The following is a 19958-nucleotide window of genomic DNA, read 5'->3' on the forward strand; positions in this document are numbered from 1 at the left end:
CGCCGCTCACCGCGCGCCACGGATTCCCGGTTCCCCCAGCCGGTAAGGGGTGGGAAACTGCGGCAGTGACTACTCCTGCGATACCCGGTACCGGCCGGCCGCCGGCCCCGCCGGTCACCCCCGCCGATCTGCCCCGGCTGCGGCGCCGCACCACCGGCGTGCTGATCGCCGGACAGATCCTGGGCGGCGTCGGCGTGCCCATCAGCATCGCCCTGGCCCCGGTGCTGGCGACCGAGATCAGCGGGACGGAGTCACTGTCCGGTTTCGCGTCGACCGCCGCCGTGATCGGCACGGCCCTGGTCTCGCTGCCGCTCGCCGCGCTGATGACCCGGCGCGGCCGCCGGCCCGGCCTGGTCCTCGCCTATCTGATCGGCGCCACCGGCGCGGCCCTCGTGGTCCTCGCCGCCTCGGTGAAGAGCTTCCCGCTCCTGATGCTCGGCATGGCCGCCTTCGGAGCCGCCTCCTCGGCCAACCTCCAGGCCCGCTTCGCCGCCGCCGACCTCGCCGAGCCCGACCGCCGGGCCCGCGCGATCTCGGTGGTCGTCTGGGCCTCCACCCTCGGTGCGGTGCTCGGCCCCAACCTCTCCGCCCCCGCCAGCCGCAGCTTCGCGGGCACCTCCGTACCGCAGACCGCGGGCCCCTTCGTCTGGGCCGGCGCCGTCTTCGTGCTCACGGCCGCGCTGATCGCCGTATTCCTGCGCCCGGACCCCCTGCTGACGGCGCGGGCCCTGGCCGGGCCCGCGGAGCAGACCGCGGCCGCGCGCTCGCTGCGCGCCGGATTCGCGGCGGTCAAGGCCTCACCCAGGGCCCGGCTCGCGCTGCTCACCATCGCGGTGTCACACACCACGATGGTCTCGATCATGGTGATGACACCGGTCGACCTGGGCCACCACGGAGCCGGCCTCCAGCTCATCGGCCTGGTCATCAGCGGGCACATCGCCGGCATGTTCGCCTTCTCGCCGGTGATGGGCTGGCTCGCCGACCGGCTCGGCCGGCTGACCGTGATCGGCCTGGCGGCCGGGCTGCTGTCGGTCGCCGCGCTGCTCGCGGGCACGGCCGGCCCCAGCCACGCCCAGAGCGCCGCCGGGCTCTTCCTGCTCGGCCTCGGCTGGTCCGCCGGCATGGTGTCCGGCTCGGCGCTGCTGACGGACTCGGTGCCGCAGGCCGCGCGTGCCGCCGTACAGGGCCTGGGCGACCTCACGATGAACACGGCCGCCGGGATCGGCGGCGCGGCCGCGGGTCTGGTCATGTCCCAGGCCGGCTACGGCTGGCTCAACGTGGTCGGCGCCGCCCTGCTGCTGCCGATGGCGGCGCTCGCGCTGTTCACCTCGCGCCGCCATCCGGTGAAGGCCTCCGCCGCTCAGTAGCTGATGTGGTAGGCCTTGCGGAGCGTCTCGTGGACGGTCCAGGTGGTCTTGTCGCCCTCGCGCAGCACGCAGGCCGAGCCGGGGCCGACCTCCAGGGTCGCGCCGCCCTCCACCTCGATGGTGGCGCGGCCGCTGACCACCACGAACAGTTCGTTGGCCTCGGTGTCGGTGACCACGCCCGGGGTGATCTGCCAGATCCCGCGCACCTGGGAACCGTCCACGGCCTCCCACAGCACCTTGCCCGTGACGACGGGCTCGCCCGAGACGATCTGCGCCGGGTCGAGCTCCTCCGCCTCCAGCTCGGCGTCCGGGAGGTCCGGTACGGAGACGGCGAAGGAAGCGGGTGCGGGGGCCGAAGGGGAATCGGAGGCGGGGACGGGGACGGGGACGGGGACGGGGACGGGGACGTCGCCGTGGTCACTGGTGCTCATGGCGCGTCAGCCTAATCCGGGCGCACCGCACCCCGGGGTGACCAGAGCGTCCACCGCGCGCCCCCGCCGCGCGTCACCCTGTCCAGTGCCCGACGCGGCACTGGGTCGTCGGGCACCGAGCACCGGCTGGTGGAATCCGGTGGCCGCGGGGTCGTGCCACACCGGGTCCACGAACCCCGCGGCCGCCGCGAAGGCCGCGGTCTCCTCCTCCGGCAGGGCCCAGTACGTGGTGCGCGAGACCTGGGTGGTCCAGGTGGCCCCGGTGGGCAGCAGCTGGAAGAACTCCAGGTCGTAGCGGGCCCCGTCGGCATGCCAGTGCCACAGCTGGAAGGTGATGGTCCGCTGCCCGTCCGGGTCGGTCCGCACCCTCGGGGGATCGCTCAGGGGCCGGGACCGGCGCAGTTCCCCGTACGGGCGGGTCGACAGGAGCAGCAGGCCGCCGGGGCGCAGCACCCGCCCCATTTCGGCCAGGGCGGCCGTCACCTCGCCGGCCGTCAGCAGGTGCGGCAGGGCGTTGTCGGCGCAGACCACGGCGTCGAAGGAGCCCCCGGGGAAGGGCAGCGCCCGCATGTCGGCGGCCGCCACGGGCAGCGCGAGCCCGCGCGCCTCCGCCTCCCGGGCTGCGCGGGCCACGGCGCCGGGGCTCAGGTCGGTGCCGGTGACCCGGTGGCCCAGGGCGGCCAGACCGAGGGCCTGGGTGCCGATGCCGCATGCGCTGTCGAGGATCCGGTGCGGGCCGGGGCCCAGGGCGGCGGTGAGCAGGGCGTCCAGGGCGGCGCCCTGACGGGTGATGCCCGCCTGCCAGTCCGCGTACATGAGGTCGTACCGGTCGGCGAGTTCGTCGTAGAACCCGCGCAGGTCCTTGAGGCTCATGCGGGAACGCTACCCGGACAGGTTCGGGCCGGTGCGGGGTCCGTGCGTTTGGGGGCCCGAATCCCGTGCCAGGGATGGGGACATGTCACAGCACACAACAGCAGCCCCGTCATCGGCCCCGGCCTCGCCATCGGCCTCGCCATCTGGCTCGCCAACTGGCTCGCCCTCCTCGTACGGGGTGCCCGTCCTGTCTGAGGAGGTGCGCGAGGCGCTCGACCGCAGAGCGCCCGTCGTGGCGCTCGAGTCGACGATCCTCGCGCACGGCCTGCCCCGCCCGCGGAACCTGGAGGTCGGCGCCGAACTGGAGGAGCTGGTCCGCTCGGAGGGGGCCGTGCCGGCGACGATCGCGGTAATCGACGGGGTGGCGTACGCCGGGCTCGACAAGGCGCGGCTGGAGCGGATCGCGAGCGGCGAGGGCGTGCGCAAGCTCGGCCACCGGGATCTGGCCCCCGCTCTGGCGACCGGGGCCACCGGCGCGACGACGGTCTCCGCGACGGCCTTCCTCGCCGCGCGGGCCGGGCTGCGGGTGTTCGCCACCGGCGGGCTGGGCGGCGTACACCGGGAGTGGACGCGGTCGCAGGACGAGTCCGCGGACCTGTCGCTGCTGGCCCGGACCCGGATCACGGTGGTGTGCGCGGGGGTGAAGTCGATCCTGGACGTGCCGGCGACGCTGCAGCGGCTGGAGACGCTGGGGGTGGGGGTGCTCGGGTACGGGACGGACCGCTTCCCCGGGTTCTACCTGGCCGACTCCGGCGAGCCGGTGGACTGGACGGTGCACCGACCGGAGGAGGTGGCCGCGGTGATGGCCGCCCAGGACGCCCTCGGGGGGACGCAGTCGGCGCTGCTCGTCGCCAACCCGGTTTCACGGGACGAGCAGTTGGATCCCGAGCTGCACGACCGGGTGCTGGCCGAGGCCCTGTCGGCGTGCGCCGAGCGGGGGATCACGGGGCAGGCGGTGACTCCGTTCCTGCTGGGGTACCTGGTGCGCGCGACGGGCGGGGCCTCGCTGGAGGCCAACCTGGCGGCGGTACGGGGCAACGTGCGCCTCGGGGCCCGGATCGCGCGGGCCTGGGCGGCCCGGCCGTGAGCGGCTCGGGCGGAGACCGGGTCGCCCCAGTCGGCGCCCTGCTCGTCGTCGGGGACGTGGTGACGGACGTGGTGGCGGTGCACACGGAACCGCTGGCTCCGGGCACCGACACCCCCGCCCGGATCCGTACCCTGCCGGGCGGCGCCGGGGCCAACGCGGCCTGCTGGGCGGCCCGTACGGGGGCGGCGGAGGTACGGCTCCTCGCGCGGGTGGGCGCCGAATCGGCGCGCTGGCACGAGCAGGCGCTGCTCGACGCTGGGGTGCGGCCGAGCCTGGTGACCGACCCCACCGAGCCCACGGGCACGGTGGTCGCCCTGGTCGGCAAGGACGCGGAGCGGACCTTCCTGACCGACAGCGGGGCCGCACTGCGGCTCTCCCCCGCCGACTGGGCGCCCGGGCTGCTGGACGGTGTCGCCCATCTCCACCTGTCGGGTTATCTGTTCTTCGCCGACACCAGCCGGGAGCTGGCCCTGGTGGCGCTACGGGCGGCCCGCGCGCGGAAGGTGCCGGTGAGCGTGGACCCGGCCTCGGCGGGGTTCCTGGCCGCCTTGGGTCCGCGGCGCTTCCTCGATGCCGTGGCGGGGGCCGGCGTACTCCTGCCGAACGAGGACGAGGCCCTGCTGCTGGCGGGCCTGCCCGGACCGGCCGGACCGGGCGGGGTCGCCCGGGCGGCGGCGGAGCTGAGCCGGCTGGTGCCGCTGGTGGTGGTCACCCGGGGCGCGGCCGGCGCCTTGATCGCCGAGGACGGCCGGGTGACGGCCGAGGTCGCCGCCGAGACCGCCGAGGCGGTGGACACCACGGGCGCCGGGGACGCGTTCACCGGCGCCTTCCTCGCGGCCCGGCTGGCCGGCGCGGGCACCGCGTGGGCCGCCGGGGCCGGGTGCCGGGCGGCGGCGCGGGCCGTGACGCGGTTGGGCGGGCGGCCGTAGCGGCGGGAGCGGCGGTCAGGAGCTGTACTCCTCCTGGCCGAGGGTGTCGATCACACCGGCGGGGTTCAGGTTGTAGTGGAACACCAGGCCCTTGTTCGGGTGGGTTTCCAGCCACGAGGTGAGCTCGTGCGTGGTGATCGGCTTGTTCACGGAGCCGGAGAGGATCGGGGCGTGGGCGCCGATCTTGGCGTCTTCGGCGATGGGGATGAAGGTTTCCTCGCCGACGGTCACGAAGGGGGTCACGCCACCCGGCACGACGCAGCCCCAGTGGCCGTGCTTGCCGATCAGGGCGTAGGAGCCGCCCTCGGGGGTGTAGCGGTCGACGGCGAACTCGTTCGGCGAGACCAGGTCCTTGGGGGTGGCGCAGGTGGGCCCGGGGGCGGGCGGCTTCGGCTTGACCGGGGCGGTGGCGGTCGGGGACGGCTTCTTCGACGACGCCGCGGCGGACGTGGACGGCTTCGCCGTGCCGGTCGGGGCGGAAGGGGCCGAAGGGGTCGCCGCGCTCGCGCCGGGCGCCGTTCCGGCGGGGCCCGCTCCGGCTCCCGCGTCGCCGTCGTCTGCGTTGCAGGCCGTGAGGGCCAGGGTCCCGCAGAGCACCAGAGCGGCGGCGAAGGCCTGCTGCCGCAGCCGTCTCGGACCCTGAACCCCGTTGCCGCGTCCGCTCATTGCCGTCTCCCTCTGCCAAGGCGCCACCGGGTGGCTGCCGTCGAAGCGTGACGTCAACGTAACGCCCGGTTCCGGCCGCGGCGATGGCCAAAACCGCTTCGTCACGGAGCCGCGATGGCGCTGTTGCGGATCCCGGACGTCCGTGACGGAGCGGGGGCCCGGAGGTCAGCCCGTGGGGCCGGTGAGCCCCGTCCAGGCGGGGTGGCGCGGGTCGTCGGCCCGGACCAGGACATCGGCCAGGGCCGCCGGGCCGGTCTCGGCCTCGTAGCGCGCGAAGGCGGGCAGGGTCCAGCGGGCGGACTCCTCGGTGCGGCGGGCCAGCGCGCCCGGGGAGAGGCTGATGTGGACGCTGAGGTCGAAGGGGAACCAGTGCCCGAGGAGCAGCGGGCCGTGCACGATCAGCACGCCGCCGGGCGGGAGTTCGACGTAGGGGCTGCGGGTCGCCCGGTCGGTCACCGGGTCCCAGAGGTCGGGCAGCACCCGGCCGGTGCCGCCGGGGTCGGTCGGGCCGAAGACCTCCCGCCAGAGCGCGGCCGTGTCGTACCAGCCGCCGAGGTACGAGTCCACGTCCTCGCGGCCGAACTCGAAGCGCAGGGAGGCCGGACGCAGGAACCCCTCGGCCGCCACCACCTGGACCGCGCTGCCGCGCAGGCGCAGCGCCCCGGCGAGTTCCTCCGCGAGCACGCCGGTGCGGGCGGCGGGGGCGCCGTCGACGCACACCCTGCGCCAGGCCCCTTCGCCCGCGCCCTTTTCGAGGTGACCGGCGAGCCGCTCGGCCATCCGCTGCCATGTGATCGCTTCCAGCTGCACGGACCCATTGTCAGTGGTGGCCCCTAACGTTTTTCACGAGGGATCACCGGCGCACAGGGGCCGGGGGCCCGGCCTTGGGGAGGGGTCTGTCATGGCTGCCGAGACGACGTATCTGGAGCTGTCGCAGGACGACGGCGGGGCCCACAAGTTCTACGAGGTGACCGTGAGCGGCACCGCCGTGTCCGTGCGGTACGGGCGCATCGGCGCGGACGGCCAGCTCCAGAACTCCTCCTTCCCCACCATCGAGAAGGCGCGGGCGGCCGCGGCGAAGAAGGTCGGCGAGAAGATCCGCAAGGGCTACGCCCCGGCGGTGCAGGGCGGCCGCGCGGCCCGGTCGGTGACGCGCCGCCAGGTGACCTCGGCGCCCTCCACGGCGCGCGCGACGGCCCCGGTGCTGTGGCGGTTCCGTACGGGTTCGGCGGCCTTCGGGATCCACGTGGACGAGGACCGCTGCTGGGTCGGCAACCAGGCCGGCGACGTCTACACCCTGAGCCACGGCGGCGAGGTGCTGGCCCGCTATTCGCTGCCGGACGGGGTGAAGTGCCTGGTGGCGGACGAGTTCTGGATCTACGCGGGCTGTGACGACGGCACGGTCTACGACCTGTCGTCGAAGGTCCCGTTCGGGGCGTACGACATCGCCGCCGACGTGGACATCTTCTGGCTCGACATCCACGAGGGCGTGCTGAACGTCGCCGACCACGGCGGTGGGCTGACGGTCATCGACCACGAGGACGAGTTCCAGTGGTCGCGGCGCTCGTCCGGAAACAACGCGTGGATGGTGCGCGCGGACGAGCACGCCGTCTACCACGGCCACAGCAAGGGCGTCACGGCCTACGCGCCGGACGGCGGCGGGCAGTTGTGGCACACCCAGACCGACGGAGCGGTGCTCTTCGGCTGGCAGGAGGACCACGCGGTGTACGCGGGGACCGGCCGCAACACCGTGCAGCGGCTGTCGAAGGCCACGGGCGCGCTCGAGGCCTCGTACCGGTGCGACGCGGCGGTGTACTCGTGCGCCACCTCGCCGGACGGCCGGCACGTCTTCGCCGGCGACCTCGCCTCCTCGGTGTACTGCTTCGACGCCGACGGGCGGCGGCTGTGGAAGCTGAGCACGGGCAGCGGGTCCGCCCTGTCCATGCAGTATCTGGACGAGCGGCTGTACCTGGTGACCACGGACGGGTCGCTGGTGTGCGTGGACGCGAGCGAGGCCGCGATCGCCGCGGCCCGGCAGGGTTCGGTGCCCAGAGCGGTGGACGTGAAGTCGGCGGCCGCCCTGCCCGTCTTCACCCCGGCCGCGACTCCCGCCGCGGTGGCGACGGTGACGGTGGCATCGGTGCCCGCCGGCGGCGTGGTCGTCGAATGCGTGCAGCAGGGCGGCCGGATGCGCGTCCAGGTGGTGTCGGGAGGCTTCGAGCCCTCGTGGAACGTGCAGTTCCCGCGCGGGATCCGGGAGGCCGGCGCGCGGTACGTGGTGGACGGGCTGCACCCGGCTTCGGGAGGGTTCTACCGCGTGCGCGGGGAGATTCGCCGGCTGGTCTGACCGGTTCGCGGGTTGCCCGCGGCGGGCCGGTTCACCGGGTACGCGTGGGGCACGCACACGGTGTGGCCCCGGGCGGGGCATCGGCGGGCAGCGCGAAGGGGGCGTCCTCGGCGAGGGCGGCGGTCACGCAGAGCACGACCGGCTCCGACCCGAGGTTGCGGCCGAGGTGGACGTGCTGGATTCCGGCCGGTTCGACGAAGCTGGTGCCGGTGCGGTGCACCTCGACCGTGCCGTCGTGCAGAATCCGGGTCAGGGTCCCGGACTTGACCACCGCTATCAGCGGGACCTGGTGGTAATGCCAGCCGGTGCAGCCCCCCGGCTCTATGGCGATCTCTCTCGCCACGAGGTCGGAGGCGGCCCCCTCCTTGAAGCGCCGGTCCGCCGCCTTCGGGCGTCGTACCGTCGCCTGCCGTCCACCCATGTGTTCCTCCTCCATGCGCCCGCCGCGGACCACTCGACTCACGGTAGAAGAACATCACGAGGTCGGGTAAGGCTCTGTGAAAGGGCAATCACCCATACGTACAAGGTGATATACGGCCCGGACGGCGGTATCACATCGTCATGAGTCTGGTCGTTTTCGAGTCGATGAAGCAGATCCACTGCGCGCAGTGCAGGCAGGGCCCGCTCCGCCACCTCGTCCGCGAGGCCGGCGTCCCCCGCTGCCTCGACTGCGCCGACCTCGGACACCTCGTCTACCTGCCGCGCGGCGACGCGGCCCTGACCCGCCGGGCCCACCGGGCCAGTTCGCTCTCCGCCGTCGTGGTCCGCTTCCACCGGAGCCGGCGGCGCTACGAGCGCCAGGGCCTCCTCGTCGAGGAGTCCGCCCTCGCCCGTGCGGAGCGGGCCTGCCTCGCGGACGCCGACGCACGGGCCCGGCGCCGGGAGCGCGACCGGCTGCGCCGGGCCGCCGAGGACATCCGCTTCACGGCCGCCTTCGCCGCCGAGATCCTGCGGCTGTTCCCCGGCTGCCCGGCGGAGCGGGCACGGGCCATCGCCGCACACGCCTCGCTGCGCGGCAGCGGCCGGGTGGGGCGCAGCGCGGCCGGCCGGGCCCTGGACGAGCCGGCCGTCTCGGCCGCGGTACGGGCGGCCGTGCGCCACCTCGACACCGAGTACGACGCCCTGCTGATGAGCGGCCTGCCGAGGTTCGCGGCACGGGCCCGCCTGGCACCCCGGATCGACGCGATCCTCGACGGCTGGCGGGCCGGGGCCGACGCGGCTCAGCGGAAGGCTAGTTGAGGCGGAAGCGCCGGTAGAGGAGCACACCGCCCAGCATCAGGGCTCCGCCGCCGGACAGGAGGTAGCCGATGCCTTCGGCGCCGGTGTGGGCGAGCGCCACGGGGCCCTGCGGCGGCGCCGGCGGGGTGACGGGCCGCACGGTGGCCGGCGGCTGGGCGGGCTTGCCGCCGCTCGGGGGCCGGCCGTTGACGGAGGTGTTGCCCACGGCGGAGTTGCCGACGCCGACGACGCTCACCGAATTGCCGCTGATGTTCACGGGTACGTCCACCGGCAGTTGGAGCCCGTTGCCGGACAGCAGCCCCGGAGAATCCTTTCCGCGACCCTCTGCGCCCGCTCCCGCGCCTCTGCCGACCCCGTTGCCCGCACCGTTTCCGGCGCCGGGTTTCGAGGAGTGCGAGGACCGGGACGACGGATGCGAGGACCCCGGCCCGGCATTCCCGGGATGCCCGCCGCCACCCGGGGCCCCGTTGGCGCACCGGTTCCCGGCCGCCGAGTTGAGCACGCCGACCACGCTCACCGTGTTCCCGCACACGTTCACCGGGGTGTGCACCGGCAGTTGCACCAGGTTCCCCGACAGCAGCCCCGGCGAGCGCTCCGCCCGCCCGCCCGCGTCCGCATCGGCGTAGGCGAAGCCGCCCACCCCCGCGACCGCCAGTCCACCGCCCGCAACCACCGCCGCGATCAAGCCATTCCGACGACTGTGACGCATCAGTTTTCCTGCCTTCCGGAGGGATCCACGAGCGTTCCGCCCGTACCGGAAACAACGCGGTAAACCCGTTCGGGTTATAGAGCCAGTAGGCATTTCACTCCATCGTGTACTGGGTAATCCCTACTTCATGACTCGCCCCCTGCTGCTCCTCGACGTCGACGGCCCCCTCAATCCGTTCAAGTCCCGCCTCGCCGGTCTGCGCGGATACACCGGTCACCGGATGTGGCCGACCGTCTGGATGTCCTACCGCACACCGGGTTCCCGCCGCGCCCGACGGGGCGCGCGCGTACGCCTCCACCCCACCCACGGCGCCCGCCTGCTGGCCCTGCCCTACGAACTCACCTGGGCCACCGCCTGGACCCACGAGGCCAACACGATGATCGCCCCGCACATAGGACTTCCCGCTGATCTTCCCGTCATCGAATGGCCGGAACTCTTCGCCGCCGACCCCGACGGCCTCTCCTGGAAGACCCGCCACCTCGTCGACTGGGCGGCCGGCCGGCCCTTCGCCTGGGTGGACGACATGATCACCCCCCGCGACCGCGCCTGGGTCCGGGCCCACCACCCGGCCCCGGCCCTGCTCCTGCGCATCCACCCCCGACAGGGCCTGCGCACCGCCGACTTCGCCACCCTGAACAGCTGGGCGGCAGGGCTCAGCGCCGGAGCGCCGTGAGCGGATCCGGGGAAGGCCGGCCCGTGGGCCACCAGTCGTCGTCCGGACCCGGCCCCGACTCGTAGGCGTACCAGAGGGAATCGCGGCCCAGGCGGAGCTGGCGGGTGGCGGCCGTGAGGCGGTTGCGGTCGGGGCGGAAGGAACCCTGGGCTGCGGCGAGGAGCACCGGACGGGCCCGGTCGAAGGGGCCGGCCGGCGGATCCCACGGCTCCTCCAGCGCGATCAGCGCGGGCAGTCCGCCCTGACGCCAGGCCGCCGCGCCCCGGGCGAGGTCGGTGGTGCTGCGCCCCGTGGCGCGGGCCAGGTCCCGGTAGAGCACGCGGGCGGCGCCGGTGAGCCCGGCGGTGTGGTGCGCCGATGCCAGCCGGACCGCGTCCTGCCAGCGGGTCAGGCCGCCGAGGGGATCCTCGCCGGTGGTGAGCAGGGCCAGGGCGCGGGCGGCCGCGTCCCCGGCGAGCTGGTCCAGGGCCAGCGGATCCGGAGCGGCGGGATCGGCCGGATAGGCGGGCGGCAGCCCGACCGCGGCGGGGGCGGCGAGCGGGGCGGGCAGCAGCGCCACGGCGGCGCGGGCGAGCGCGGCCCGGGCCGGCACACCGGGGAAGTCCGGTGCGGTGTCGGGCTGTTCGCGCGCGGCATGGGCGGCGTTGCGACGGGTGAGCTCCTCCAGGAGCTCCCGCTCGCCCCGGCCGCGCAGCAGCAGGAGCACGAACGGGTCGGAGTCCAGGAGGCGGGCCGCCCGGTAGCAGAGCGCGGCCGCGTGCTTGCACGGCGGGCGGGCGACGTCCGGGCAGGAGCAGCGCGCCACGAGCTCGCCCGCCCCGGGCAGGACGGACTCCGCGAGCGACTCGGGGACCTCCCGCTCCAGCAGCGCGGCGAGCGCCGTCGGGTCGGCCGCGACCGACTCCAGGAGCTCGCGCCATTCGGCGTCCGCGAAGGCCGGCAAGGACAGCTCGGTGCGGTACGGGCGCGGCCGGCTGCCCCGTACGTAGGCCACGATCCGGCCGGGCGTGATGGTGACGGCGTCGACGTGGCCCTCGGCCGCGTAGGTACGCCCCCGGGCCAGGCGGCCCCCGTCGCGGGCCCCGGCTTCGAGGGCCGCCACCCAGGCCCGGCCCCACCAGCTGACGGCCTCCACCCCGGGCGGCACGGTCTCGAAGGTGCGGCGGCGGTCGTCCCGCGCGGTGATCACACGGGCCTGCGCAGGGAGACGAGGTCGGCCAGCTCGCGGTCGGTCAGCTCGGTCAGCGCCGATTCGCCGGAGCCGAGCACGGCATCGGCCAGCGCCCGCTTGGCCTCCAGCATTTCGGCGATCCGGTCCTCCACGGTGCCTTCGGCGATGATCCGGTGGACCTGGACGGGCTGGGTCTGGCCGATGCGGTAGGCGCGGTCGGTGGCCTGCTCCTCGACGGCCGGGTTCCACCAGCGGTCGTAGTGGATGACATGGCCGGCCCGGGTCAGGTTGAGACCGGTGCCCGCCGCCTTGAGGGACAGCAGGAAGACCGGGCTCTCGCCCGCCTGGAACCGGTCCACGAGCTCCTCGCGACGGGCCACCGGCGTCCCGCCGTGCAGCAGTTGACGGGAGATCCCGCGCGCGGCGAGATGCCGGTCGATGATCCGGGCCATCGTCACGTACTGGGTGAAGACCAGCACCGAGCCGCCCTCGGCGAGGATCGTGTCGAGCAGCTCGTCCAGCAGGGCCAGCTTCCCGGAACGGTGCGCGATCCGGGGCTGCTCTTCTTTCAAATACTGCGCCGGGTGGTTGCAGATCTGCTTGAGCGAGCCCAGCAGCTTCATGATCATGCCGCGCCGCTCGATGCCCTCGCTCGCCCCGATCACGGCCATCGCCTCGTCCACCGCCGCCTGGTAGAGGGAGACCTGCTCGCGGGTGAGGGACACCGGGTGGTCGGTCTCCGTCTTCGGCGGCAGCTCGGGCGCGATGCCCGGATCGGACTTCTTGCGCCGCAGCAGGAACGGCCGTACCAGCGCGGCCAGTCGGGCGACCGCTGCCTCGTTGCCGCCGTCCTCCTCGCTCTGGTGCTCCACGGGCCGGGCGTGCCGGGCCCGGAACGCGGTGAGCGGCCCCAGCAGCCCCGGCGTGGTCCAGTCGAGGAGCGCCCACAGCTCGGACAGGTTGTTCTCCACGGGGGTACCGGTCAGCGCCACCCGCGCCGGAGCCGGGATGGTGCGCAGCGCCTTGGCGGTCGCCGAATGCGGATTCTTGACGTGCTGGGCCTCGTCGGCGACGACCATGCCCCACGGCTGCTCGGCCAGCCGGGCCGCTCCCGCGCGCATGGTCCCGTACGTAGTGAGGACGAATCCGCCCTCCAGCCCCTCGAGGCTGCGGCCGGCCCCGTGGAAACGGCGCACCGGGGTACCGGGCGCGAACCTCTCGATCTCCCGCTGCCAGTTGCCCAGGAGCGAGGCCGGACAGACGACGAGCGTCGGCTCGGGACGGTCGCGGTGCAGGTGGAGCGCGATCAGGGTGACCGTCTTGCCCAGGCCCATGTCGTCGGCGAGGCAACCGCCCAGACCCAGCGAGGTCATCAGGTCCAGCCAGGCCAGGCCACGGGCCTGGTAGTCGCGCAGGGTGGCCTTGAGCGCGGCCGGCTGGGGCAGCGGGGCCAGCTCCCCGGTCAGCCGCTCCCGCAGCGCGGCCAGCGCCCCGACCGGGACCGCGGCCACCTGCTCCCCGTCCACCTCGGCCGTACCCGTCAGTACGGTGGCCAGCGCGTCCACCGGGTCCAGCAGCCCCAGCTCGCGCTTGCGCGCCTTGCGCACCAGCTCCGGATCGACCCGCACCCACTGGTCGCGCAGCCGCACCACGGGCCGGTGGGCCTGCGCGAGGGCGTCCATCTCCCCCGGGGTGAGGCGGTCGCCGCCGAGCGCCAGCTCCCAGGAGAAGGCGAAGAGCTGCTGGGCATCGAAGAAGGCGGTGCCGTCGGTGGCGGAACCGGGCGCGGTGGACCGGACGACCGCGCTGGCGGTGAGCGTACGGGCCAGGTCGCGCGGCCAGTGGACCAGGACCCCGGCCTCCGCCAGCCGGATCGCGGCCCGGCCCAGCAGGTCTTCGAGCTCGGGATCCGACAGGGCCAGGACATCGGGGACCGGCTGGTCCAGCAGCCGCAGCAGCGGCGGCCACACCCGGCCCGCCCGGCGCAGCGCGAGCACGGCGTCGATCCGGGCGCGGGGGCCGAAGCCGGCCGCGGCGGCGCCCGCCCACAGCGTCGAGGCGTCCGTGACCAGGGTCGGGTCGGCGAGGCTGTGCACCTGCACCACGGCGGCTCCGGCGCGCCTGGTGTCCTCACCCTCCGCCTCGTCGAAGAGCCGGAAGGACGACAGGTCGAGGCGGAGCGAGATGCCGACCCCGGTGTCGGCCCCGGAGGCGACCTGTGCCGCCCACTCCTGTATCCCCGGAACGTGCTGCGGCTCCCGGGCGGCGAACGGGCGGCCCGCGGCGAAGGGCGCCGCCGGGGTACGGGGCAGGCTGTCGGCGACGGCGTCGAGGAACGCCCGGACCAGCGCCTCCGGTTCGGGCAGGTGCAGTGGGCGGCGGCCGGCGAGCGGGGTGGCGTACCCCTCGTGGGGCAGGGCCGCGGCCACGGCCCGCAGATACCCGATGTCCTCGGCGTCCAGGGGACCGGCCCGCCAGGCGTCCATGCCCTCGGGGGTCAGTCCGGGCAGCAGGCGGCCGCGGGCCACCAGGGTGAGAGCCTGCACGGCAGCGGTCCCCCAGGCCCGGGTCGCGGGATGAGCGGCGGGGCTGCGGACCGCGCGGACGAGCAGGGGCAGAGCGGCGGTGACCGTCAGCGTGACGGCCGGCACGGTCCGGCTGCGGACGCCCTCACCGTGCGGGCGGACCACGGTGAGCGGCTGCGGCGAGCCGCCCGTCTCGGGCAGGGGGTCGCCTTCGGGGGCCCAGAAGGCGACGCGGCTCTCCCGGGGGACGGCGGCGGGGAGGAACACGGCGGCATGGCGGAGCAGTGCGGATGGCTCCGCCGGTGTTCGCGTGGTCATGGCGCTCCCTCCCCCTCGCGATCGGATCAGACGAATCCCGTCTGCCGTCGAGTCTAGGTGCGGGCACTGACAATGCGGCTGAGCTGCGTGTTTGCCGGTGGCCGGGCCGCTGCGCGGGGCTTGCCCCTCCCCGCCCTTCCACCGTTCCCCGGGCGCTGCCCGGACCCCCGGGGCTCCGCCCCGGACCCCGCGCCTCAAACGCCGGCGAGGCTGAAATTTGCCCCAGTGGGACCATGGAGGTGAGGCGATGGTCATGCGAAGCGGAAACGAGCCGGTGACCGCGCGCAGTCCGCTGCGGTTGCGGTTGTGGCTGAGCGTGTGGGGGATGATCTGGTCCGCCGCCGGGGCCGCGGTGTTCTCGCTCGCCGAGCGGCCCGGGTGGGCGGCCGTCTGCGCGGCCGTCACCGTGCTCGCCGCGGTGGATCTGGCCGTCGTGCTCCACCACATCCACCAGGGCCCGCACTACCAGCCGGGCCCGGAGATCCCCCCGTACGAGCCCCCGAGGCGGTAGCGCCTACCGCGGGCCTATTCGTCGAAGCGGGCCGCCGCCAGGTAGTCCGGCTGCGGGTCCAGGGCCGCCGCCAGCCGGAAGTGCTTGCGGGCCTGCACCGGTCGGCCCGCGCGCTGGTGGGTGCGGGCCAGCGCGAAGTGGGCGAACGCGTTGTCCGGCTCCCGCTCCAGCACCAGCTCGAATTCCAGCGCCGCCGGACGCAGCTGGGCCGCCGCGAAGAAGGCCCGGGCGCGCAGCAGCCGGGCCGCCGTGTTCTCCGGGTGGGCGGCTATGACCGAGTCGAGCAGCTTCACCGCGCCACGCGGGTCCCGGGCGGCGAGCAGCTGCTCGGCGGCCCGGTAGTCGATGACGTGCGTCTCGGGCGACGGAGACGGCGACGGGAGCTGCGGCGTGGTGTCGGACACGGTCTGTTCCTTCCCTCTACAGGCGCGTTCAACGCCCCCCGCCCCGCCCGCTATTCCGCGGGCGCCCGCTTCATGCGCCGGCGCCGGAGCCCGGCACCGCCGCCGCCCGCGCCGTGAGTTCCTCCCACACCTTGCGCACCTGCGGCTCCAGCGCCTCCAGCGGCCCGTCGTTGTCGATGACGAGCGTGGCCACGGCCAGTCGCTGTTCCCGGGTGGCCTGCGCGGCCATCCGGGCCCGTGCCTCCTCCTCGGCCATCCCGCGCAGTGCGGTCAGCCGGGCCAGCTGGGTGTCGGGCGCCGCGTCCACCACCACGACCAGGTCGTACAGCGGGGCGAGCCCGTTCTCCGCGAGCAGCGGTACGTCGTGCACCACGATCGCGTCCGGTCCCGCGGCCACGGCGGCTGCTTCCAGCTCGGCGGACCGGGCCCCGACCAGGGGGTGCACGATCCCGTTGAGGATCCGCAGCTTCTGCGGGTCGGCGAAGACGATGGACCCCAGCTTCGGCCGGTCCAGCGCCCCGTCCGCGCCCAGCACGGACTCCCCGAAGGCCGCGACGACGGCCTCGAGCCCCGGTGTGCCCGGCTCCACGACCTCCCGCGCGATCCGGTCGGCGTCCACCACGACCGCCCCGTACCCCGCCAGCAGTCGCGAGACCTCGCTCTTGCCGGCGCCGATTCCGCCTGTCAGACCAACTTTCAACATGCTCGGCAGACTAACCCCCGCGCCGTGGAGCCCGTACAGCCCCCGGGCCGCAAGGAGCCGGCGTCAAGCCGAGAGCCGCCGGCCGGGAGCCGTCAGGCGTCGCCCTCGCGCTCCGCCAGGAAGCGCTCGAACTCGCGCCCGATCTCGTCCGCCGAGGGGATCTCCGCGGGCTCCGCGATCATGTTGCCCCGGGTTTCGGCTCCGGCCGCCGCGTCGTACTGGTGCTCCAGCCCCTGCACCAGGCTGACCAGCTCCTCGTCGCCCTCCCGGATCTGCCGGTCGATCTCCGTCTGGGTGCGGTGGGCCTCGGTGCGCAGGCCGTGCGCGACCGCCGGAAGGACCAGTCCGGTCGCGGCCGTGATCGCCTCCAGGGCCGTCAGCGCGGCGTCCGGATACGGGGAGCGCGCCACGTAGTGCGGTACGTGGGCGGCCACGCCCAGTACGTCGTGTCCCCACTGGCCGAGGCGGAACTCCACCAGCGATTCCGCGCTGCCCGGTACCTGCGCCTCGTCGAAGGGGCTGCGGTGGCCCGGCATGAGGTCGGTCCGGTTGCCGTGCGGGGTGATCCCGACGGGCCGGGTGTGCGGAACGCCCATGGGGATGCCGTGGAAGTTCACGGAGAGCCGCACGCCCAGGCGCTCGACGATCTGGCGGACGGCGACGGCGAAGCGCTCCCACTCCACGTCCGGCTCGGGGCCGGACAGCAGCAGGAACGGCGCGCCCGTGGCGTCCTGGACGAGGCGCACCTCCAGGAGGGGCTCCTCGAAGTCGGTCCAGTGGTCGCGCTGGAAGGTCAGCAGCGGGCGGCGCGCCCGGTAGTCGACCAGGCGGTCCGCGTCGAAACGGGCCACGACCTGGTGGGGCAGCGTGTCGAGCAGTCGCTCGACGATCTGCTCGCCCGCCTCACCCGCGTCGATGTACCCCTCGAAGTGGTAGAGCATGACCAGCCCGGCCGAGTCCTGGGCAAGCGCCAGGTCGGCCACCGCCAGGCCCTTGGCGTCCCATTCGTACAAACCCTGTGGATCAAGCACCGTCACCACTCCTCCTCGCCGCGTTCTCTGCCAAGAACGTCCAAGGGACCGTCACCATTCCCCAGTTGGCCGTATTCGCGGGAACTCGCGCGGAACCGTCGGGTTCCCGCGTGCTCTCGTACGGCCTTCCGTGCCGGGCCCGTACAACGCGGTGAGGCCCGCCCCCCGAAGGGGACGGGCCTCACCGTTGAACATCAACTCAGCTCAGCTCGCGCTGAGGCTGCGCTGCTGCGATCAGCTCTGGCCGCCGGCCAGCTTCTCGCGGAGCGCGGCCAGGGCCTCGTCCGACGCCAGGGCGCCAGAGGTCTCGTCCGCACCCTCGGAGGAGTACGAACCACCCGAGATGCCCGCACCGGCGCTGCTGCTGCTGCCGGCGGCCGGAGCGGCCGCACCCTCGGCAGCGGCGGCCTCGTCGGCCTCGCGGCTCTTGATGACCTGGGCCTGGTGCTGCTCGAAGCGCGTCTGCGCCTCGGCGTACTGGCCCTCCCAGGCTTCGCGCTGCTTGTCGAAGCCCTCGAGCCAGTCGTTGGTCTCGGGGTCGAAGCCCTCGGGGTAGATGTAGTTGCCCGCGTCGTCGTACGAGGCAGCCATACCGTAGAGGGTCGGGTCGAACTCGACCGAGGCCGGGTCGGCACCGAAGGACTCGTTGGCCTGCTTCAGGGACAGCGAGATCCGGCGACGCTCGAGGTCGATGTCGATGACCTTGACGAAGATCTCGTCGTTGACCTGGACGACCTGCTCCGGGATCTCCACGTGGCGCTCGGCCAGCTCGGAGATGTGGACCAGACCCTCGATGCCCTCGTCCACGCGGACGAACGCACCGAACGGAACCAGCTTGGTGACCTTACCCGGGACGACCTGACCGATCTGGTGCGTCCGGGCGAACTGCTGCCACGGGTCTTCCTGCGTCGCCTTCAGCGACAGGGAGACACGCTCGCGGTCCATGTCGACGTCGAGGACCTCGACGGTGACTTCCTGGCCGACCTCGACAACCTCGGACGGGTGGTCGATGTGCTTCCAGGACAGCTCGGAGACGTGGACGAGACCGTCGACGCCACCCAGGTCCACGAAGGCACCGAAGTTGACGATCGAGGAAACGACGCCGGAGCGGACCTGACCCTTCTGCAGGGTGGTGAGGAACGTCTGGCGAACCTCGGACTGGGTCTGCTCGAGCCAGGCACGGCGGGACAGGACCACGTTGTTGCGGTTCTTGTCCAGCTCGATGATCTTCGCCTCGAGCTCCTTGCCCACGTAGGGCTGGAGGTCGCGAACGCGACGCATCTCGACGAGGGAAGCCGGAAGGAAGCCACGGAGGCCGATGTCGAGGATGAGACCACCCTTGACGACCTCGATGACGGTACCGGTGACGATGCCGTCTTCTTCCTTGATCTTCTCGATCGTGCCCCAGGCGCGCTCGTACTGCGCACGCTTCTTGGACAGGATCAGACGGCCTTCCTTGTCCTCCTTCTGGAGAACAAGAGCCTCGATCTCGTCGCCGACCTTGACGACCTCGTTCGGGTCGACATCGTGCTTGATCGAGAGCTCGCGGCTCGGGATGACGCCCTCGGTCTTGTAACCGATGTCGAGGAGAACCTCGTCACGGTCGACCTTCACGATGACGCCGTCGACGATGTCGCCGTCGTTGAAGTACTTGATCGTCTCGTCGATCGCGGCGAGGAACGCTGCCTCGTCACCGATGTCGTTGACCGCAACCTGCGGGGTGGTGGCGGTGGTCTCGGTGCTGCTCGTCATGTGGGTAAGGGCTCCGGTTACGGACAGAAAGTCGTAGGTACTGCTACGCCGGGAGCCCTTATCGGCATCTGCCGAAGAAGCCGGACAGCCAAGGAAGCCCCAGTTCCGCGAAACGCGGGGTGGGGGCCTCGAAAACCGAGGGGTCATCAACAGATACAAGCGCAGCCTGCTAGGTCTGAGGAGCACAGGCTCGCAGCGCAACTTGTAGCATACGGGGGCAGCCGGACAGGGTCAATGCGCGAAGGCGCACACCCCGGGCGGATCGCCGCATTACCGGCACAATTCGTGGGCAGGCGGGCGCCGATGGCCCCTCCAGCCCACTTTTCGCAGACATTCGCCAGACATTCGCAGACTACGACGACGGGCCCCATGAACCAAGAGGACTACGCCCCCGAAGAAGCGTACGAAGCCGGAACGGACGCCGGGGACGACGCCGAGGCCACCCGCCGTGACGCGGGGGAAGCGGAGAGCAGCCGGGCCAGCCGGGGCTGGTGGGACCGCAACGCCGACGAGTACCAGAGCGAGCACGGCGCCTTCCTCGGCGACGACCGCTTCGTCTGGGGTCCCGAGGGCCTGGACGAGGCCGAGGCCGCCCTCCTGGGCCCCGCCGCCGCCCTCAAGGGCAAGGACGTCCTGGAAATCGGCGCCGGCGCCGCCCAGTGCTCGCGCTGGCTGGCCGCCCAGGGCGCCCGGCCCGTCGCCCTGGACCTCTCCCACCGCCAGCTCCAGCACGCCCTGCGCATCGGCGATGACGTCCCCCTGGTCGAGGCCGACGCCGGAAGGCTCCCCTTCCGCGACGGCTCCTTCGACCTCGCCTGCTCCGCGTACGGGGCCGTCCCCTTCGTCGCCGACCCCGTGAACGTCATGCGCGAGGTGCGCCGCGTCCTGCGCCCCGGCGGCCGCTGGGTCTTCTCCGTCACCCACCCCATCCGCTGGGCCTTCCCCGACGAGCCCGGCCCCGAGGGGCTCTCCGTCGCCGCCTCCTACTTCGACCGGACCCCCTACGTCGAGCAGGACGAGGAGGGCGCCGCCGTATATGTGGAGCACCACCGCACCCTCGGCGACCGGGTACGGGACGTGGTCGCGGGCGGTTTCCGCCTGATCGACCTGGTCGAGCCGGAGTGGCCCGCCTGGAACAGCCAGGAGTGGGGCGGCTGGTCCCCGCTGCGCGGCAACCTGATCCCCGGCACGGCGATCTTCGTCTGCGAGCGAGACTGAGCGC

General features: G+C 73.5%; 20 protein-coding genes. 8 read left to right on the forward strand and 12 right to left on the reverse strand.

Annotation, left to right across the window (positions count from 1 at the left end; genetic code table 11):
- Window positions 1–65: 65 nt before the first annotated feature.
- Entirely contained in the window at window positions 66–1367 is a 1302-nt protein-coding gene (locus OHU74_RS08560) for an MFS transporter (protein ID WP_371615322.1), read from the forward strand.
- Here the strand turns inward: OHU74_RS08560 and OHU74_RS08565 are convergent.
- Window positions 1361–1798, reverse strand: coding sequence for a cupin domain-containing protein (locus tag OHU74_RS08565; protein WP_371615323.1), 438 nt, complete (start codon window positions 1796–1798; stop codon window positions 1361–1363). The two genes, OHU74_RS08560 and OHU74_RS08565, sit on opposite strands and share 7 nt — an antisense overlap.
- A 6-nt stretch (window positions 1799–1804) precedes the next feature.
- Entirely contained in the window at window positions 1805–2671 is an 867-nt protein-coding gene (locus OHU74_RS08570) for a class I SAM-dependent methyltransferase (RefSeq protein WP_371615324.1), read from the reverse strand.
- Between the two features lie 178 nt (window positions 2672–2849).
- On the opposite strand from OHU74_RS08570, the gene OHU74_RS08575 reads away from it, so the two are divergent.
- Together OHU74_RS08575 and OHU74_RS08580 are read left to right on the forward strand one after the other, a co-directional pair.
- Window positions 2850–3758, forward strand: coding sequence for a pseudouridine-5'-phosphate glycosidase (locus tag OHU74_RS08575; protein WP_371615325.1), 909 nt, complete (start codon window positions 2850–2852; stop codon window positions 3756–3758).
- Window positions 3755–4687 (forward strand): carbohydrate kinase family protein, encoded by a 933-nt coding sequence (locus OHU74_RS08580; RefSeq protein ID WP_371615326.1) that lies wholly within the window; start codon window positions 3755–3757, stop codon window positions 4685–4687. The genes OHU74_RS08575 and OHU74_RS08580 overlap by 4 nt, the downstream gene beginning before the upstream one ends.
- Before the next feature lie 15 nt (window positions 4688–4702).
- Here the strand turns inward: OHU74_RS08580 and OHU74_RS08585 are convergent, their stop codons facing one another.
- Together OHU74_RS08585 and OHU74_RS08590 are read right to left on the reverse strand one after the other, a co-directional pair.
- Entirely contained in the window at window positions 4703–5353 is a 651-nt protein-coding gene (locus tag OHU74_RS08585) for a hypothetical protein (RefSeq protein WP_371615327.1), read from the reverse strand.
- A gap of 165 nt (window positions 5354–5518) precedes the next feature.
- Window positions 5519–6163 (reverse strand): uridine kinase, encoded by a 645-nt coding sequence (locus tag OHU74_RS08590; RefSeq protein WP_371615328.1) that lies wholly within the window; start codon window positions 6161–6163, stop codon window positions 5519–5521.
- A gap of 91 nt (window positions 6164–6254) precedes the next feature.
- On the opposite strand from OHU74_RS08590, the gene OHU74_RS08595 reads away from it, so the two are divergent.
- Window positions 6255–7700: a WGR domain-containing protein gene (locus tag OHU74_RS08595; RefSeq protein WP_371615329.1), complete on the forward strand. Its 1446-nt coding sequence runs from the start codon at window positions 6255–6257 to the stop codon at window positions 7698–7700.
- A 31-nt stretch (window positions 7701–7731) separates the two neighbouring features.
- Here the strand turns inward: OHU74_RS08595 and OHU74_RS08600 are convergent, their stop codons facing one another.
- Window positions 7732–8121 (reverse strand): cupin domain-containing protein, encoded by a 390-nt coding sequence (locus OHU74_RS08600; RefSeq protein ID WP_371615330.1) that lies wholly within the window; start codon window positions 8119–8121, stop codon window positions 7732–7734.
- 140 nt (window positions 8122–8261) lie between these two features.
- Between OHU74_RS08600 and OHU74_RS08605 the strand changes: the two genes are divergently transcribed.
- A complete protein-coding gene (locus OHU74_RS08605) occupies window positions 8262–8939 on the forward strand; it encodes a DUF2293 domain-containing protein (RefSeq protein ID WP_371615331.1) in 678 nt (225 codons plus the stop codon).
- Here OHU74_RS08605 and OHU74_RS08610 read toward each other — a convergent pair.
- Window positions 8932–9648: a chaplin gene (locus tag OHU74_RS08610; protein ID WP_371615332.1), complete on the reverse strand. Its 717-nt coding sequence runs from the start codon at window positions 9646–9648 to the stop codon at window positions 8932–8934. The genes OHU74_RS08605 and OHU74_RS08610 overlap by 8 nt on opposite strands.
- 127 nt (window positions 9649–9775) lie before the next feature.
- Between OHU74_RS08610 and OHU74_RS08615 the strand changes: the two genes are divergently transcribed.
- A complete protein-coding gene (locus OHU74_RS08615; protein ID WP_371615333.1) occupies window positions 9776–10321 on the forward strand; it encodes a hypothetical protein in 546 nt (181 codons plus the stop codon).
- On the opposite strand, the gene OHU74_RS08620 is transcribed toward OHU74_RS08615, so the two are convergent.
- Window positions 10302–11510 (reverse strand): SWIM zinc finger family protein, encoded by a 1209-nt coding sequence (locus OHU74_RS08620; protein WP_371615334.1) that lies wholly within the window; start codon window positions 11508–11510, stop codon window positions 10302–10304. The two genes, OHU74_RS08615 and OHU74_RS08620, sit on opposite strands and share 20 nt — an antisense overlap.
- Window positions 11507–14335, reverse strand: coding sequence for an SNF2-related protein (locus tag OHU74_RS08625; protein ID WP_371615335.1), 2829 nt, complete (start codon window positions 14333–14335; stop codon window positions 11507–11509). Before OHU74_RS08625 ends, OHU74_RS08620 begins: the two co-directional genes overlap by 4 nt.
- 253 nt (window positions 14336–14588) lie before the next feature.
- On the opposite strand from OHU74_RS08625, the gene OHU74_RS08630 reads away from it, so the two are divergent.
- Window positions 14589–14846, forward strand: a complete 258-nt coding sequence (locus OHU74_RS08630) for a DUF6343 family protein (protein ID WP_371615336.1) — start codon at window positions 14589–14591, stop codon at window positions 14844–14846.
- A 14-nt stretch (window positions 14847–14860) separates the two neighbouring features.
- Here OHU74_RS08630 and OHU74_RS08635 read toward each other — a convergent pair whose 3' ends face one another.
- The 4 genes from OHU74_RS08635 to rpsA all read right to left on the reverse strand — a co-directional run bounded on the left by OHU74_RS08635 (window position 14861) and on the right by rpsA (window position 18736).
- Entirely contained in the window at window positions 14861–15250 is a 390-nt protein-coding gene (locus OHU74_RS08635) for a tetratricopeptide repeat protein (protein WP_371615337.1), read from the reverse strand.
- A gap of 70 nt (window positions 15251–15320) precedes the next feature.
- Complete coding sequence (gene coaE / locus OHU74_RS08640) at window positions 15321–15953, reverse strand: dephospho-CoA kinase (RefSeq protein ID WP_371615338.1); 633 nt, start codon at window positions 15951–15953, stop codon at window positions 15321–15323.
- 92 nt (window positions 15954–16045) lie between these two features.
- Entirely contained in the window at window positions 16046–16984 is a 939-nt protein-coding gene (locus OHU74_RS08645; RefSeq protein WP_371615339.1) for a PAC2 family protein, read from the reverse strand.
- Window positions 16985–17218: 234 nt separating this feature from the next.
- Complete coding sequence (gene rpsA, locus OHU74_RS08650) at window positions 17219–18736, reverse strand: 30S ribosomal protein S1 (protein WP_243338283.1); 1518 nt, start codon at window positions 18734–18736, stop codon at window positions 17219–17221.
- A gap of 369 nt (window positions 18737–19105) precedes the next feature.
- Here rpsA and OHU74_RS08655 point away from each other — a divergent pair, with 369 nt between their 5' ends.
- A complete protein-coding gene (locus OHU74_RS08655) occupies window positions 19106–19954 on the forward strand; it encodes a class I SAM-dependent methyltransferase (RefSeq protein ID WP_330295829.1) in 849 nt (282 codons plus the stop codon).
- Window positions 19955–19958: the final 4 nt, after the last annotated feature.

This window comes from Streptomyces sp. NBC_00454 (genome assembly GCF_041434015.1).
Classification (GTDB): Bacteria; Actinomycetota; Actinomycetes; order Streptomycetales; family Streptomycetaceae; genus Streptomyces.

Coding starts and splice junctions, on each gene's coding strand:
- OHU74_RS08625 (WP_371615335.1), bottom strand. CDS start 14,335: ATGACCACGCGAACACCGGCGGAGCCATCCGCACTGCTCCGCCATGCC.
- OHU74_RS08585 (WP_371615327.1), bottom strand. CDS start 5,353: ATGAGCGGACGCGGCAACGGGGTTCAGGGTCCGAGACGGCTGCGGCAG.
- OHU74_RS08655 (WP_330295829.1), top strand. CDS start 19,106: ATGAACCAAGAGGACTACGCCCCCGAAGAAGCGTACGAAGCCGGAACG.
- OHU74_RS08610 (WP_371615332.1), bottom strand. CDS start 9,648: ATGCGTCACAGTCGTCGGAATGGCTTGATCGCGGCGGTGGTTGCGGGC.
- OHU74_RS08570 (WP_371615324.1), bottom strand. CDS start 2,671: ATGAGCCTCAAGGACCTGCGCGGGTTCTACGACGAACTCGCCGACCGG.
- coaE (WP_371615338.1), bottom strand. CDS start 15,953: ATGTTGAAAGTTGGTCTGACAGGCGGAATCGGCGCCGGCAAGAGCGAG.
- rpsA (WP_243338283.1), bottom strand. CDS start 18,736: ATGACGAGCAGCACCGAGACCACCGCCACCACCCCGCAGGTTGCGGTC.
- OHU74_RS08605 (WP_371615331.1), top strand. CDS start 8,262: ATGAGTCTGGTCGTTTTCGAGTCGATGAAGCAGATCCACTGCGCGCAG.
- OHU74_RS08565 (WP_371615323.1), bottom strand. CDS start 1,798: ATGAGCACCAGTGACCACGGCGACGTCCCCGTCCCCGTCCCCGTCCCC.
- OHU74_RS08630 (WP_371615336.1), top strand. CDS start 14,589: ATGCGAAGCGGAAACGAGCCGGTGACCGCGCGCAGTCCGCTGCGGTTG.
- OHU74_RS08600 (WP_371615330.1), bottom strand. CDS start 8,121: ATGGGTGGACGGCAGGCGACGGTACGACGCCCGAAGGCGGCGGACCGG.
- OHU74_RS08595 (WP_371615329.1), top strand. CDS start 6,255: ATGGCTGCCGAGACGACGTATCTGGAGCTGTCGCAGGACGACGGCGGG.
- OHU74_RS08615 (WP_371615333.1), top strand. CDS start 9,776: ATGACTCGCCCCCTGCTGCTCCTCGACGTCGACGGCCCCCTCAATCCG.